We start from the raw sequence: 13,034 nt of genomic DNA, 5'->3' as shown, positions 1-13,034 counted from the left end.
CCCTCGCGCGGAGCCGCTGTATAGCGCGGGCTACGATGTTGCAAAGCCACAACCCTTCCGGCGGACCTTCGGGCGGTCGCCGCCCTGCCCCGATCGATCGCCCGATCGTGCTCGTCGGGCTGATGGGCGTCGGTAAGACCACCGTCGGCCGCCGTCTCGCGCTGCGCATGAACCTGCCGTTCGTCGATGCCGACCACGAGATCGAGGCCGCGTCTGGCATGACCGTCGCCGAGATCTTCGCCAAATACGGCGAAGAGTATTTCCGCGATGGCGAACGCCGCGTGATCGCGCGGCTGATCGACGGCACGCCGAAGATCATCGCGACCGGCGGCGGCGCGTTCATCAACGACGACACACGCGCGCTGATCCTGCGCGATGCGGTGTCGGTGTGGCTCAGCGCGCATCCCGACATCCTGGTCGAGCGCGTCGGCCGGCGCGATACCCGTCCTTTGCTGCGCAACCGCGACGCGGGGAAAGTGCTCGCCGAACTGGCGCGCGTGCGCAACCCGATCTACGCGCAGGCGCACATCCATATTGTCAGCAACAAGACGCCGCACGAAGCGACCGTCGCCGCTATCCTGAGGGCGCTTGGCCGATGAAGACCGTTACCGTCGAACTGGGTGCGCGGACCTATCCGATCCACATCGAAGCCGGGTTGCTCGCGCGGGCTGGCGAGTTCCTTGCGCCGCTCGCGAAGGGCCGGCGCGTGGCGATCGTCACCGACGGGAATTTGTCGGTCCACCTAGCCACATTACAGGCTTCGCTGACTGCGGCGGGGATCGCGTCGGAGGCGATTGTCCTCGCGCCGGGCGAGGGCAGCAAGAGCTGGGCGACGCTGGAGATGCTGTGCGACCGGCTGCTCGAACTCGGCGTCGAGCGCGGCGATCACGTCGTCGCGCTGGGTGGCGGCGTGATGGGGGACCTCGTCGGGTTCGCCTGCTCGATCCTGAAGCGCGGGTGCAACTTCGTCCAGATCCCGACGAGCCTGCTTGCGCAGGTCGACAGCTCGGTCGGCGGCAAGACTGCGATCAACACCAAGGCCGGCAAGAATTTGATCGGCGCGTTCCACCAGCCGGTGATGGTGCTGATCGATCCGCAGGTGCTCGACACGCTGCCGATCCGGGAACTGCGCGCGGGCTATGCCGAGGTCGTGAAATACGGGCTGATCGACGATTTTGCGTTCTTCGAATGGTGCGAGGCGAATGGCGCCGCGTTGCTCGCGGGCGACATTGGTCTGCGTGAATACGCGATCACGCACAGCGTGTCGGCCAAGGCACGGATCGTCGCCGCGGACGAGCATGAGACGAACGGAACGCGTGCGCTGCTCAATCTCGGACATACGTTTGGGCATGCGCTGGAGGCGGAGACCGGGTTCTCGCAGGCGCTGATCCACGGCGAGGGTGTCGCGGCGGGTTGTTCGCTGGCGTTCGGGTTCTCGGCATCACAGGGGATTTGCTCGGGACAGGATGCCGAGCGCGTTGCGGCGCATTGGCGCGATGTAGGGCTCCCGGACGGTCTCGCGGCAGCGAAGATCGGCGCGAGCGGTGCGCGGCTGGTCGACCACATGCGCCACGACAAGAAGATGGCGGCGGGCACTCTACCCTTCCTGCTCGCGCGCGGGATCGGCCAGACGTATCTCGACAAGACGGTCGACCTCTCCGACGTCGAGACCTTCCTCGACGCGCAGCCCCGCTGATGCCCAACGGTGTCGCCAAGCAGAACCTGCCGACGAAGGTGTGCCCCGCGTGCGAGCGGCCGTTCACGTGGCGGAAGAAGTGGGCGCGAGACTGGGACAGCGTGATCTACTGCTCCGATGCGTGCCGGAAGAAGCGGTAGCGTCAGAGTACCAGCAAGAAGATTGTTCACCCGCGAAGGCGGGTGCCCAGACTGGGTCCCCGCCTTCGCGGGGAAACAATTTTGTTTAGCCGCGCGCACTCCAAGCCAGCCACAACCAGCCACCAATCAACAATGCTCCGCCAATCGGCGTGATCGCGCCGAACCAGCGCGGCGCGCCCAGCGCCATCGCGTACAACGTCAACGCGAAGATCGCCGCGCCGACCACGAACAGCCAAGCCGGCCCCCGCGCCTCCATCCGCACCGCAACCAGCGCCGCGACCACATGGACGAGCTGATACTGCGCGCCGGTCTTCAGCCACTCCGCCGCCGACCCACTCGCGCCGTGCGCCCCGAACGCCCCCGCCGCGACCGCGATCGCGCCGGACAGCGCTGCCAAGATAGCGATGATCATTGCGTATCATTCCCCCCAGGGAAAGCGTTTGGCGGTCTCGGCACGCGCCGCGCGCATGTCGCCGGAGTCGATCTGCAACTGCAACCGCTCCTTGTCCCGCGCCCGGTATTGCTCCTCCGCGCGGTCGATATCGGCCGGTGCGATCTCGAGCCCGCGCATGACCAGGCGCGCCATCTTCACCGCGGACTCCATCACTTCGCGCACCACCGCCGTCGCCGACGTGTTCTTCAACTTGACCAGAGCGCGGCGATCGAACGCACGCACGTAGATCGCGGCATCCGGGAATGCCTCGTGCACGCCCTCGATCGTGTCCGGATCGAGCTGGTCGCCGTCCATGCAGAAGCAGATGATCTCCGCCTCCGACGCGCCCGCCTGCCGCAACAGGTCGAGCCGCGTGCCGTCGCCGTAATAGACCTTCGCACCGAACTCGCCGGCGATGTCGATCATCTCGATATCGGTGTCGATCAGCGTCACCGGGATATCCTGCGCGAGCAGCATCTGGCCGACCGTCTGGCCGAACCGCCCATAGCCGACGATGATCGCGTTCGCACCGTCGACTTTGGGGCCGTCGCGCTCCTGCCCCTCGGCGATCGGCTCGGTCCGGAAGCGCCGCGTGATCCCCATCAGGAATGGCGTGGTTGCCATCGACAGCGTGATAATCGCGCCGAACAGGCTCGCCGCCTGTGGTTCGATCAGCAGCCCGGCCTGCGCCTGCGCGAACAGCACGAAGCCGAACTCGCCGCCCTGGCTAAGCAATAGACCGAGCGCGAACGCCTGACGCCACGTCATCTTGAACGCCATGCCGATGAGCATGATGACACTGGTCTTGGTCGCGATCAGCGCGGCGGCCATCGCCATCACGAAGAACGGACGTTCGGCGATCGCGTTGAGGTCGAGCACCATGCCGACCGCGAGAAAAAACAACCCGAGCAGGATCGAACGGAACGGCTCGACGTCGGCCTCGAGTTCATGCCGATACGGGCTGTCCGCCAGCATCACGCCGGCGATGAACGCGCCGAGCGCGGTCGACAGCCCGAGCCATTCCATGATCGCGGCGCTGGCAATGACGGTAAAGAGCCCCGCGAACACGAACATCTCGCGCTCACCGAGATTGCCGATCAGCCGGAAGAACGGGCGTAGAAGGAAGCGCCCTGCGACGACGAGCCCGACTACCGCGAGCACGGTATAGATCGCCAGCAGCCAGCCGGGGGGTGCGTTCGCGTCCGCCGGATTGCGGCTCATCGCGGCGACGATCGTGATCAGGGGGACGATCGAGAGGTCCTGGAACAGCAGGATCGAGAAGGCGCGTTCGCCGAACGGGGTGCGCATCCGCCCCGACGAGCGCAACATCGGCAGCACCTGCGCAGTCGACGACAGCGCCAGCGGCAGGCCGAGCGCGAGCGCGGCGGGGAGCGAGAACTTCGCCCCGACCCAGACGATCGCGGTGATCGCAAGGCCGCAAATCGCAACCTGGAGAAGACCGAGACCGAAGATCTCCTCCTTCATCTTCCACAGGCGTGACGGGTTTAGTTCGAGCCCGACGATGAACAGCAGCAGCGTGATGCCGAGTTCGGCGAACCCGAGCTTAGATTCCGCGTCGCCGACCAGGCCCAGCACATGCGGCCCGACGACCGCACCCGCGACCAGATACCCCAGCGTCGCACCGAGCCCGAGCCGGCGGAACAGCAGCACGAACATCAGCCCGGACCCGAGCAGTACGACGCCGTCGCGGAGCAGCGACGGTGCCGTCCCCTCCGCCATCAGACTTTGGCCTTTGCAGCGGTATCGGCAGCCTCGGCCGCGGCTTCGAACGCAAGGCGGATCGACGGGTGGCGCGCGGTGTAGTCGAGCGCGGGGGTGAAGATGTCCATCCCCGGCCAATCGGGTGCATCGCCCTCGCGCGCAAGCCATGCCGTCAGCGCGTCGCGCGTCGCGGCGAGTTCGGCGGGGGTGCGGCCAAGGATGTTCGACGCCAGGAGCGACGACGATGCCTGGCCGAGCGCACAGGCACGGACCAGCAGGCCGACCTCGCTGACCTTGCCCTCGTCGTCGACCGCGACGTCGATCGTCACGCGGCTGCCGCAGATCGGCGAGCGCTTCTCCGCGGTCGCCATCGGCTCGAGGAGGCGTTCATGGTGCGGGATCGTCGCGGCAAGGCGGAGGATCTCGGCATTGTAGAGGGGCGCGCTCATGGTTTCGGCTCGCTTGCGTTATCGGATTTAGAAGGGGGGCGTGGTTGCGCCGAAAACCGGTTTGCCGCGGCGGCGGCGGTCGACGAAATCGGCGATCCCTGCGCTGGTCGCGTTGAGCAGCGGATAGGTGCGTGATGTCGTCATCCAGCCGGGCCGCCGCGACGGTCCGCCGCTCATCGTGTCGATGACGAGCGTCGCGAGCAGGAAAACGAGGCTGGCGAGGATAAGTCCCTTCAGCGCGCCGAATCCGAAGCCCAGCGCACGGTCGACCGGGCCGAGGATCGATGTCCGAGTCCGCGCACCGATCGCGTTGGCGACTAGCCGCCCGCCGATATAGGTGACCCCGGTGATGATCGCGAAGGCGAGGACCGCGGCACCACCGACGGTGCCGACCATCGGCGACAGCGCGGCGGCAAGCGGGATGTGGAACAGCTTCAACATCGCCACCATCGCCACCCAGGCGAACATCGACAGCACTTCGGTCACGAACCCGCGCACCAGCCCCAGCACCGCAGACCCTGCGACGGCGATCACGACGACGATGTCTAGGGCGGTGAGGTTCATGGTCTCTGGAATAGGGACGCTCGGCGCGAACCGCTAGTGCGCGCGGCGACCGACGCGCTCTAGTAGTTCAAACCGAACACACCGTAGCGCTCGCGCCACGCGGCAACTTCGACCTGCAAATGCGCGGGTGCTGCGTCCCCCGAGAGCACGAAGCGGGCGACGTCATTGTCGGGATGCATCAGCATTTTCTTCGATCCGTCGCTGAACCACACCGGGACGAGTTGGTCGCAGACGCTGTCGAGCACGGTGGCGGCCATGCCGTTCGCGATCGCGTCGCTGCCCGCGAGGACGCGGACATTGATCGAGACGCCTTCGAGGCAGTTTTGGGGTTCCTTGACGAAATTGAGCGAGACGAGGAGCCCGGACCGGTCGGGCCGCGCCTCGTCCGGCAGGCTTGCGACGCGCCGCCATGCGCAGAACCAGGTCCGGCAGATGCGCGGGCGGACCGCATGGATGCCGCACCCCTTATTGGAGAGGTGGATGCACGGCGTTCCCGCGGGCTTGGCGAACTCGGGGGGTATCCACGGTCAGTTCGGTGCAGCACGCGGTGCAATCTCCGCACTCTCGATCGGGGAGGATCGGCCCCAGCAGCGCGGTTTCCACGTCGGTATGGGCTTGCATTGGCGTGCGCGCGTCCGTCGGGGCCGGGGTGTCACGCCGATCCACGGTTCAATTCCCTTCGGAATCCACCGTGAAGACCATCGGCTTGCCACGCGACATCGGCTCCCACCCCGCGGCCAACGCCGCCCGCACGCCGCGAGCGATCGTCGCGTCGTCGATCTGAAGCCGCCCGCGCGGCAACCCCTTCAACAGGCGTTTTGGCGCAGGGAACTCGAGCAAGGCTTCGCGTTTGGCGTCGTCCTGCAACAACGAGATCGTCATGCCCTTCCAGCCTTCGGCATCCGTGTGCTGCGGTTCGCGCTGAAGGTGCCAGTCGTATCGGGTGCCGTCGACCTCGACGGTACCGGTATTGCTTTTCGTGTTCGCCATGCTGGCGGCCATAGCATGGCTGTCGCGAGAGGCCATGCGTTCGCCGCTTGGCCGAACCTGTCCGCCACGATGACGTCGCGTGCAGCTCGATCGACCGATCGACCGACAACGGCCCTCACTACACCACCCCGGCGGAGGCCGGGGCCCAATTGGAGAGGTCGTGGTAACGAGGCGCAGCGGTCGCCAGCAGCGTTTCCCAACTGGGCCCCGGCCTCCGCCGGGGTGGGGCTCTTCTTTGGTCAAATCAGGCCAAACAATAAAAGGATGACAAGGCACGCGACATTAGCGCGCGAGTTATCCGATCGGATATCAACGGGCCGCCCACCCTGTCACGACGGCTGCCTTGTTCTCCCGCGAAGGCGGGAGCCCAGTATGGGTCCCCGCCTTCGCGGGGAAACAAGGTTTCGGGTGCCTAACCCCGCCCCATCATGTGATCGACGAACGAGGCAAGCGTCTTGAACCCCGACAGCTTCATCCCGCTCTTCTCCCCCGTCATCGACGCCGGCACCAGCGCGCGTTCGAAGCCGAGCTTACTCGCCTCCTTCAACCGCAGCGGGCCATGCGCGACCGGGCGGATTTCACCCGACAGCGCGACTTCGCCGAACGCCACCGCATCGACCGGCACTGGACGCTCCGACATCGCAGAAATCAACGCCGCCGCAACCGCCAGATCCGCCGCCGGGTCCTGCACCCGGTAACCGCCGGCGATGTTCAAATACACTTCGGCACTGGAGAAGCTCAGCCCACACCGCGCCTCCAGCACCGCCAGGATCATCGCAAGACGCCCCGAATCCCAGCCGACCACGGCGCGCCTCGGCGTAGCGCCCGACGCCAGCCGAACGGTCAGCGCCTGAATCTCGACCAGTACCGGCCTTGTCCCCTCCAGCGCTGGAAACACCGTCGCCCCCGTCATCGCGTCATCACGATGCGTCAGGAACAGCGACGACGGATTGCCGACCTCCGCCAGTCCTTCCGTCTGCATTGAGAACACGCCGATCTCGTCGGTCCCGCCGAAGCGGTTCTTGATCGCGCGGAGGATGCGGTACTGATGGCTGCGCTCGCCCTCGAACGACAGCACCGTGTCGACCATATGCTCCAGCACGCGGGGGCCGGCGATCGATCCGTCCTTGGTGACGTGGCCGACCAGAACGACGGCTGTACCGCGCTCCTTGGCAAACCGGATCAGCTCCTGCGCCGACGCACGAACTTGGCTCACGGTGCCGGGCGCGCCTTCGATCAGGTCGGAATGCATAGTCTGGATCGAATCGATCACCAGCATCGCGGGCGGCTTGGTCTGCAACGTCGTCAGGATGTCGCGTGTCGAGGTCGCCGCCGCCAGCTGCACCGGCGCATTGCCAAGCCCGAGCCGTCGCGCGCGCAGACGCACCTGATCCGCCGCTTCCTCGCCCGAGACATACGCGACCGATTGCCCCGCCAGCGCCATCTTCGCCGCAGCCTGCAACAACAGCGTCGACTTGCCGATGCCGGGATCGCCGCCGATCAGCGTCGCCGAGCCTTCGACGAAGCCGCCGCCCAGCGCCCGATCGAGTTCGGCGATGCCGGTCGCCATCCGGTCGGGCAGCTTGATCTCGGCATCGAGCCCGACGAGCTGGATCGCGCGGCCGCCGGTCTGAAGATTATGCTTCGAATGGAACGGCGTAGCGGCGGTGTTCGCCTCCTCGACCAGCGTGTTCCACTCGCTGCAATCGCTGCATTGCCCCGCCCAGCGGTGCGACACCGATCCGCAGGCCTGACATACGTAACGCTTCTGGGGTTTCGCCATACCCCGATATACGAGAACGATACGGGAACATCAATGGCTGGCGGCCAGCCTATGTTGCGGATTTAGTGGCGCTTGACGGCACACGGCGTTATCCGCGCGACGATGAATGCCACCGACCTGCGCGTTGCCCTGTTCAGCGGCAACTATAACTACGTTCGCGACGGCGCGAACCAGACGCTGAACTTGCTTGTCGGCCATCTGCTATCGAAGGGCGTGACGGTCCGCGTCTATTCGCCAACCAATTCAAATCCTGCATTTCCGCCTGTCGGCGACCTGGTTTCGGTTCCATCGCTACCGTTGCCTGCAGGCCGCGGCGAGTACAAGATGGCACGCGGGCTGCCGGCCGCGATCCGGCGCGACTTGGACGCGTTCGCGCCGAACATCATCCACGTGTCGGCGCCCGATTTTTTGGGTCACCGCGCGGTCAGCTATGGCCGTCGCCGTGGTCTCACGACGATTGCGTCGTTTCACACCCGGTTCGAGACGTATTTCCGCTACTACAAAATGGCGTTCTTCGAGCCTGTGATGGTGAAGATCCTCAAGCGCTTCTACAACCGGGTCGACGAAGTGCTGGTGCCGGGCCGCGGCATGGCGGAGATCGTCCGCGACTGGGGCGTGACGACGCCGACCGCGATCTGGTCGCGCGGCGTGAACCACGATCGCTTCACGCCGACACGCCGGGATCTCGAGTGGCGCCGCGCGCGCGGGATTGCCGACGGCGAGGTCGCGGTCGGGTTTCTCGGGCGGCTGGTGAAGGAGAAGGGTCTCGACGTCTTTGCCGACGTGATTCGGGAGCTGGAACAGCGCGGCGTGCCGCACAAGGTGCTGGTGATCGGCGAGGGGCCAGCGCGCGAGTGGTTTGCGAGCCGCGTCCCGGGCGCGGTGTTCGCAGGGTTTCAGTCGGGCGACGATCTCGGCCGCGCGGTCGCGTCGATGGACGTATTCTTCAATCCGAGCGTGACCGAGACGTTCGGCAACGTGACTCTTGAGGCCATGGCAGCGGGCGTGCCGGTGGTCGCAGCGCGAGCTTCGGGCGCTGTGGGGCTGGTGGACGACGGGGTGACCGGGTTCCTGGTGCCGCCGACGTATATCGCCGGTTACGCGGATGCGATCGGGCAGATCGTTTCGGAGCCGGGCCTGCGAGAGACGATGGGGTGGGCCGGGCACGACAAGGCCGCCGGGTATCTTTGGGATACGATTAACCAAACCGTGCTGGACACGTATCTCGAGGTGATGGCGCGGCGGGGTAAGTGATGCCCTGACCTGCCCCCTCCCTGGAAGGGAGGGGGTTGGGGGTGGGTCGGCTTCCGCATGTTCAGGCGTAGATGGCTCGAACCGGCCTACCCACCCCCGGCCCCTCCCTTTCAGGGAGGGGGGGCAGGTTGCGCTATGCTCAGGGGCGCCGTGACCCAGTCGAACGTCAACGGTGCTTCGCGGAAGGCAAAGCGGTCGAGGTGGCTCGATACCACCTCGCGCATCCGGTCCACGTCCTCCCCCTCCGGCACCGTCAGCGCGACGTCGAGCGTTTCGCTGTCGGCGCGCATCTCCAGAACCGCACCGTTCGGGAACGCGATGCGGCCCCTCTTCCTCCGAGAAGGTGACCTCCATCTTGTGGCTCCAGTGCTTGGCAAGCTGCTGGAGATACTTACTCGCCGAGTGCGTCGGCACGCGTGCCATCGAGACGCTCACTTGAGCCGCTCGATCTTCTGCGCGGCTTCGTCGAGCAATACCGCGACTTCGTGCAGCGTATCCTCGTTGACGTCCTCGCGCATCAGCCGGTGCTGGAGCACCTGACGCAGATTGCCCATCGCCCGCCGGATCGGCGCGGCATCGGTCCGCTCGGACTCCGCCCCGACCGCTGCCAGCCGCGCGAACAGGCCGTCGACCACGGCCGCATTCTCGGCCAGATGCGCGCGCCCCTCGTCGCTCGCCGCAAAGCGCTTCTTCGCGCCTTCAGACTGCTGCTCCTCGATTAGCCCCATCTCGTCGAGCATGCTGAGCGTCGGATAGACGACGCCCGGGCTCGGCGCATAGCCACCCCCGGTCAGCCCCTCGATCTCACGGATCAGGTCGTAGCCGTGACGCGGCGCGTCCGCGATCAGCTTCAGCATGACGAGCTTCAGCTCGCCGCCATCGAACAGCCGCCGCCGACCACCGGGGCCGCCGCGTCCATGTCCGTGTCGACCGTGGCCTTCGTGACCCGGCCGACCCCGGCCTTCGCCATCAGACCGCGGGCCACCGGTCCAGGCTCCATATCCCATACCAAAACGCATTTGAGTGTTCTCCGATATATCTTCAGTCATAAGTTGCGATATATCGCAGACTGTTTCTAGTTCAAGAGGTACGCGGCAATTTTTATGTCTCCTTCCCCTGTCGTCCCCGCGGAGGCGGGGACCCAGACCCTCGAACCGCGCAAGCATGCATGCCGTCAGCCAGGATGGATCCCCGCCTTCGCGAGGATGACGACGCTTGTGACGATGACGATGCTTGGGAGGAAGACGGTACGTCTCGGGATGACGAGCGCGCTTGGATGGCCACGGATGGGCAAACTGGCCCCCCGCCCCTATCTTGCTGGCATGGCCGATCTCTTCGCGGGCTTCGAACCCGCCGCCCAAACTGAAACGCATCCCGAAAACGCACCGCTTGCCGATCGCCTGCGTCCGCGCACGCTGGACGAAGTGGTCGGGCAGGATCATATCACCGGCCCCGAAGGCGCGATTGGCAGGATGGTGTCGGCGGGGCGGCTGTCCTCGATCATCCTGTGGGGCCCGCCCGGCACCGGCAAGACGACGATCGCGCGGTTGCTCGCCGACGCGGTCGACCTGCGGTTCGTCGCGATCTCGGCGGTATTCTCCGGCGTCGCGGACCTCAAGAAATCCTTCGCCGAAGCGCGCGAGCACGCCAAGATCGGCAAGCGAACCTTGTTGTTCGTGGACGAGATACACCGCTTCAACCGCGCGCAGCAGGACGGCTTCCTCCCGTATGTCGAGGACGGTACGGTGACTTTAGTAGGCGCGACGACCGAGAACCCGTCGTTCGAACTCAACGCCGCCTTGCTCAGCCGCGCACAGGTGCTGATCCTCGAACGCCTCGGCCGCGGTGCGCTCGAACAGTTGCTCGACCGTGCCGAGACGGAGATGGAGCGCCCCCCCCCCCCTCACCCCGCCCGCCAAGGATGCGCTGATCGCCAGCGCCGATGGCGACGGCCGCTTCCTGCTCAACCAGGCGGAGACGCTGTTCTCGGTGAACCTCCCCGAACCGCTCGATCCCGCCGGGCTGTCGAACTTCCTGCAACGTCGCGTCGCGGTGTACGACAAGGATCGCGAGGGGCATTACAACCTCATCTCCGCGCTCCACAAATCGATCCGCGGTTCCGACCCGCAGGCCGCGCTTTATTATCTAGCGAGAATGCTGACGGCGGGCGAGGAACCGCTGTTCCTGCTCCGCCGCCTGACCCGCGCCGCGGTCGAGGATATCGGTCTCGCCGACCCGCAGGCGCTGGTCCAGTGCATCGCCGCCAAGGACACCTACGACTTTCTCGGCAGTCCCGAGGGCGAACTCGCGATCGCGCAGGCGTGTGTCTATCTGGCGACCGCGCCCAAATCGAATGCGGTCTACAAGGCGCAGAAGGCGGCGTGGAAATCGGCGCGCGAGACGGGCTCGCTGATGCCCCCCGCCTCGATCCGCAACGCGCCGACCAAGCTCATGCGCGATATCGGCTACGGCAAGGGCTACGCGTATGATCACGACGCGGAGGATGCGTTCTCGGGCTCGGATTACTGGCCCGACGAGATGAGCGCGCAGACCTTCTATACGCCCACCGAACGCGGCTTCGAGAAGCGGCTGTCGGAGCGGCTTGCCTATTGGGATGGCCTGCGCGCGGAAAAGCGGTCGTGAAGGATTGGGATGCGGTCGCGCAGTATGCGCTGTCGCTCCCCGAGACCGAGGCATCGACGTCGTACGGCCAGCCCGCGATCAAGACGCGGGGGAAAATGTTCGTCAGCGCCGGCCATGTTGATGGCAGCTTCCACGTCCGCAGCCCGCATGACGAGAAGGCCGTCCTGATAGCGACCGACCCCGACGATTTCTGGCAGACGGCGCATTACGAGACCTGGCCCGGCCTGCTGGTCCGCCACGGCACGCATGATGCCGAGCGCGTTGCCCACGTGATCGCCCGCGCATGGTGGGATCAGGCATCGGCCAAGCAGCGAAAGGCGTATGGCGATCGCCCCTGACCGCTTCGGCCATTTCGCCGCGATCGACTGGTCGGGCGCCGTCGGTCCCCGGCAATCGGGGATCGCCGTGGCGATCTGCGCGCAAGGGGCCGCTGCACCGACGCTGATCGCAGCCGAGGGCGGCTGGTCGCGCACTGCTGCGCTTAATTGGCTGGCGAACGCAATGCCGCCGGATACGCTGGTCGGGCTCGATCTCGGGCCATCGCTTCCGTTCATCGACCAGGACGCGTTCTTTCCCGGCTGGGCAGAGAGTCCCTCAAATGCGCGCGCGCTGTGGGCGCTGGTGGAACGGATTTGCGCGTACGATCCTCATCTGGGGGGCCAGCAGCTTCGTCGATCATGACGAGGTCGCGCGGCATCTGCGTCGCCACGGCGGGCGCAAGGGCGAGTTCTTCGAAGGGTCCGGCCGCCTCCGCGTGACCGAGGAGGCGCAGCGGCGGCAGGGATTGAGTCCGACCAGCAACCTCAACCTCGTCGGCGCGGCGCAGGTCGGCAAGTCGAGCCTCACCGGTATGCGCGTGCTGCACAGGCTGGCCGGCCACGTGCCGGTCTGGCCGTTCGATCCCGTACCGTCCGAAGGTTCGGTGATCGTCGAGATCTACACCACGATCGCCGCGCGCGCCGCCGGCATTCGCAAGGGGCTCAGCAAGATCCGCGACGCGGGCGCACTCGACGTGGCGCTGGCCGCGATCGGCAGCGACCCGCACGCACCGCTTGCGCGCTACGACGACCACGCCACCGACGCGATCCTCACCGCCGCCTGGCTCCGCGCCAACGCCGATCGCCCCGAACTCTGGCACCCGGCGGCGATGACATCGCATATCGCGCAAACCGAGGGCTGGACCTTCGGCGTATCTTGAAGCATGGGGTCGCGACGCACCGGGCAGCGCCCGACGCAAGGGCCGGTTTAGCTCAGTTGGTAGAGCGCCAGTTTTGTAAACTGGATGTCGCGGGTTCGATTCCTGCAACCGGCACCATTTCCGACTTTCGATAAACGATGTCGCCGCCACTTGCGTGGTATC

14 protein-coding genes, 1 tRNA gene and 3 pseudogenes are annotated in these 13,034 nt (G+C 66.3%); 9 read left to right on the top strand and 9 right to left on the bottom strand.

Translation table 11 applies throughout. The features are described from left to right. Positions 1 to 35: 35 nt before the first annotated feature. Genes NHF48_RS20385 through NHF48_RS20375 form a run of 3 tightly spaced genes read left to right on the top strand, consistent with a single transcriptional unit; the run spans position 36 to position 1,836 of the window. Entirely contained in the window at positions 36 to 599 is a 564-nt protein-coding gene (locus tag NHF48_RS20385) for a shikimate kinase (RefSeq protein WP_056062416.1), read from the top strand. Then, on the top strand, positions 596 to 1,696 hold the full coding sequence (gene aroB, locus NHF48_RS20380; RefSeq protein WP_253072142.1) for a 3-dehydroquinate synthase: 1,101 nt from the start codon (positions 596 to 598) through the stop codon (positions 1,694 to 1,696). Before NHF48_RS20385 ends, aroB begins: the two co-directional genes overlap by 4 nt. Next, entirely contained in the window at positions 1,696 to 1,836 is a 141-nt protein-coding gene (locus tag NHF48_RS20375; protein ID WP_082444318.1) for a DUF2256 domain-containing protein, read from the top strand. The genes aroB and NHF48_RS20375 overlap by 1 nt, the downstream gene beginning before the upstream one ends. A gap of 85 nt (positions 1,837 to 1,921) precedes the next feature. Here NHF48_RS20375 and NHF48_RS20370 read toward each other — a convergent pair whose 3' ends face one another. The 7 genes and pseudogenes from NHF48_RS20370 to radA all read right to left on the bottom strand — a co-directional run bounded on the left by NHF48_RS20370 (position 1,922) and on the right by radA (position 7,777). Continuing rightward, positions 1,922 to 2,248 carry a DUF423 domain-containing protein gene (locus tag NHF48_RS20370; protein ID WP_133030553.1) on the bottom strand — a complete coding sequence of 109 codons (327 nt, stop codon included), beginning with the start codon at positions 2,246 to 2,248 and terminating at the stop codon, positions 1,922 to 1,924. Between the two features lie 6 nt (positions 2,249 to 2,254). Next, positions 2,255 to 4,009, bottom strand: a complete 1,755-nt coding sequence (locus tag NHF48_RS20365) for a cation:proton antiporter domain-containing protein (protein ID WP_253072141.1) — start codon at positions 4,007 to 4,009, stop codon at positions 2,255 to 2,257. Next, positions 4,009 to 4,440, bottom strand: coding sequence for an iron-sulfur cluster assembly scaffold protein (locus NHF48_RS20360; RefSeq protein ID WP_253072140.1), 432 nt, complete (start codon positions 4,438 to 4,440; stop codon positions 4,009 to 4,011). The genes NHF48_RS20365 and NHF48_RS20360 overlap by 1 nt, the downstream gene beginning before the upstream one ends. A 27-nt stretch (positions 4,441 to 4,467) precedes the next feature. Then, positions 4,468 to 5,004 carry a CvpA family protein gene (locus NHF48_RS20355; protein WP_253072139.1) on the bottom strand — a complete coding sequence of 179 codons (537 nt, stop codon included), beginning with the start codon at positions 5,002 to 5,004 and terminating at the stop codon, positions 4,468 to 4,470. 59 nt (positions 5,005 to 5,063) lie between these two features. After that, a pseudogene (locus tag NHF48_RS20350) lies at positions 5,064 to 5,625 on the bottom strand (YkgJ family cysteine cluster protein). Between the two features lie 48 nt (positions 5,626 to 5,673). Next, entirely contained in the window at positions 5,674 to 6,006 is a 333-nt protein-coding gene (locus NHF48_RS20345; RefSeq protein ID WP_056486220.1) for a hypothetical protein, read from the bottom strand. 400 nt (positions 6,007 to 6,406) lie between these two features. Next, positions 6,407 to 7,777: a DNA repair protein RadA gene (gene radA / locus NHF48_RS20340; RefSeq protein ID WP_253072138.1), complete on the bottom strand. Its 1,371-nt coding sequence runs from the start codon at positions 7,775 to 7,777 to the stop codon at positions 6,407 to 6,409. A gap of 102 nt (positions 7,778 to 7,879) precedes the next feature. Here radA and NHF48_RS20335 point away from each other — a divergent pair, with 102 nt between their 5' ends. Further along, positions 7,880 to 9,031, top strand: coding sequence for a glycosyltransferase family 4 protein (locus tag NHF48_RS20335; protein WP_253072137.1), 1,152 nt, complete (start codon positions 7,880 to 7,882; stop codon positions 9,029 to 9,031). A 110-nt stretch (positions 9,032 to 9,141) separates the two neighbouring features. Here the strand turns inward: NHF48_RS20335 and NHF48_RS20330 are convergent. Beyond that, positions 9,142 to 9,454 (bottom strand): annotated as a pseudogene (locus NHF48_RS20330) (DUF2218 domain-containing protein). An 8-nt stretch (positions 9,455 to 9,462) separates the two neighbouring features. Next, positions 9,463 to 10,050, bottom strand: coding sequence for a PadR family transcriptional regulator (locus NHF48_RS20325; RefSeq protein ID WP_253072136.1), 588 nt, complete (start codon positions 10,048 to 10,050; stop codon positions 9,463 to 9,465). Positions 10,051 to 10,353: 303 nt separating this feature from the next. Here NHF48_RS20325 and NHF48_RS20320 point away from each other — a divergent pair. From NHF48_RS20320 to NHF48_RS20305, 5 genes and pseudogenes are all read left to right on the top strand, one after another. Then, positions 10,354 to 11,674: pseudogene (locus NHF48_RS20320) on the top strand (replication-associated recombination protein A). Beyond that, positions 11,671 to 12,012, top strand: a complete 342-nt coding sequence (locus tag NHF48_RS20315; protein WP_253072135.1) for an MmcQ/YjbR family DNA-binding protein — start codon at positions 11,671 to 11,673, stop codon at positions 12,010 to 12,012. The pseudogene NHF48_RS20320 and the gene NHF48_RS20315 overlap by 4 nt, the downstream one beginning before the upstream one ends. Then, a complete protein-coding gene (locus NHF48_RS25455; RefSeq protein ID WP_342454701.1) occupies positions 11,996 to 12,355 on the top strand; it encodes a hypothetical protein in 360 nt (119 codons plus the stop codon). The genes NHF48_RS20315 and NHF48_RS25455 overlap by 17 nt, the downstream gene beginning before the upstream one ends. Next, positions 12,273 to 12,872 (top strand): hypothetical protein, encoded by a 600-nt coding sequence (locus tag NHF48_RS20310; RefSeq protein ID WP_342454700.1) that lies wholly within the window; start codon positions 12,273 to 12,275, stop codon positions 12,870 to 12,872. Before NHF48_RS25455 ends, NHF48_RS20310 begins: the two co-directional genes overlap by 83 nt. 41 nt (positions 12,873 to 12,913) lie before the next feature. Continuing rightward, positions 12,914 to 12,989 (top strand) — tRNA-Thr (locus NHF48_RS20305). The last annotated feature ends 45 nt before the right edge of the window (positions 12,990 to 13,034 follow it).

Origin of the sequence: Sphingomonas sp. H160509, from assembly GCF_024124765.2 — a bacterium.
Classification (GTDB): domain Bacteria; phylum Pseudomonadota; class Alphaproteobacteria; order Sphingomonadales; family Sphingomonadaceae; genus Sphingomonas.
This window is presented reverse-complemented; position numbering and strand designations above follow the sequence as displayed.

Excerpts from the sequence above, each read along its gene's own strand:
- NHF48_RS20385 (WP_056062416.1), top strand. The coding sequence starts at position 36 with ATGTTGCAAAGCCACAACCCTTCCGGCGGACCTTCGGGCGGTCGCCGC.
- radA (WP_253072138.1), bottom strand. The coding sequence starts at position 7,777 with ATGGCGAAACCCCAGAAGCGTTACGTATGTCAGGCCTGCGGATCGGTG.
- NHF48_RS20370 (WP_133030553.1), bottom strand. The coding sequence starts at position 2,248 with ATGATCATCGCTATCTTGGCAGCGCTGTCCGGCGCGATCGCGGTCGCG.
- NHF48_RS20345 (WP_056486220.1), bottom strand. The coding sequence starts at position 6,006 with ATGGCCGCCAGCATGGCGAACACGAAAAGCAATACCGGTACCGTCGAG.
- NHF48_RS20365 (WP_253072141.1), bottom strand. The coding sequence starts at position 4,009 with ATGGCGGAGGGGACGGCACCGTCGCTGCTCCGCGACGGCGTCGTACTG.
- NHF48_RS20355 (WP_253072139.1), bottom strand. The coding sequence starts at position 5,004 with ATGAACCTCACCGCCCTAGACATCGTCGTCGTGATCGCCGTCGCAGGG.
- NHF48_RS20375 (WP_082444318.1), top strand. The coding sequence starts at position 1,696 with ATGCCCAACGGTGTCGCCAAGCAGAACCTGCCGACGAAGGTGTGCCCC.
- NHF48_RS20310 (WP_342454700.1), top strand. The coding sequence starts at position 12,273 with ATGCGCGCGCGCTGTGGGCGCTGGTGGAACGGATTTGCGCGTACGATC.
- NHF48_RS25455 (WP_342454701.1), top strand. The coding sequence starts at position 11,996 with ATGGCGATCGCCCCTGACCGCTTCGGCCATTTCGCCGCGATCGACTGG.
- NHF48_RS20325 (WP_253072136.1), bottom strand. The coding sequence starts at position 10,050 with ATGCGTTTTGGTATGGGATATGGAGCCTGGACCGGTGGCCCGCGGTCT.
- NHF48_RS20360 (WP_253072140.1), bottom strand. The coding sequence starts at position 4,440 with ATGAGCGCGCCCCTCTACAATGCCGAGATCCTCCGCCTTGCCGCGACG.
- NHF48_RS20335 (WP_253072137.1), top strand. The coding sequence starts at position 7,880 with ATGAATGCCACCGACCTGCGCGTTGCCCTGTTCAGCGGCAACTATAAC.
- aroB (WP_253072142.1), top strand. The coding sequence starts at position 596 with ATGAAGACCGTTACCGTCGAACTGGGTGCGCGGACCTATCCGATCCAC.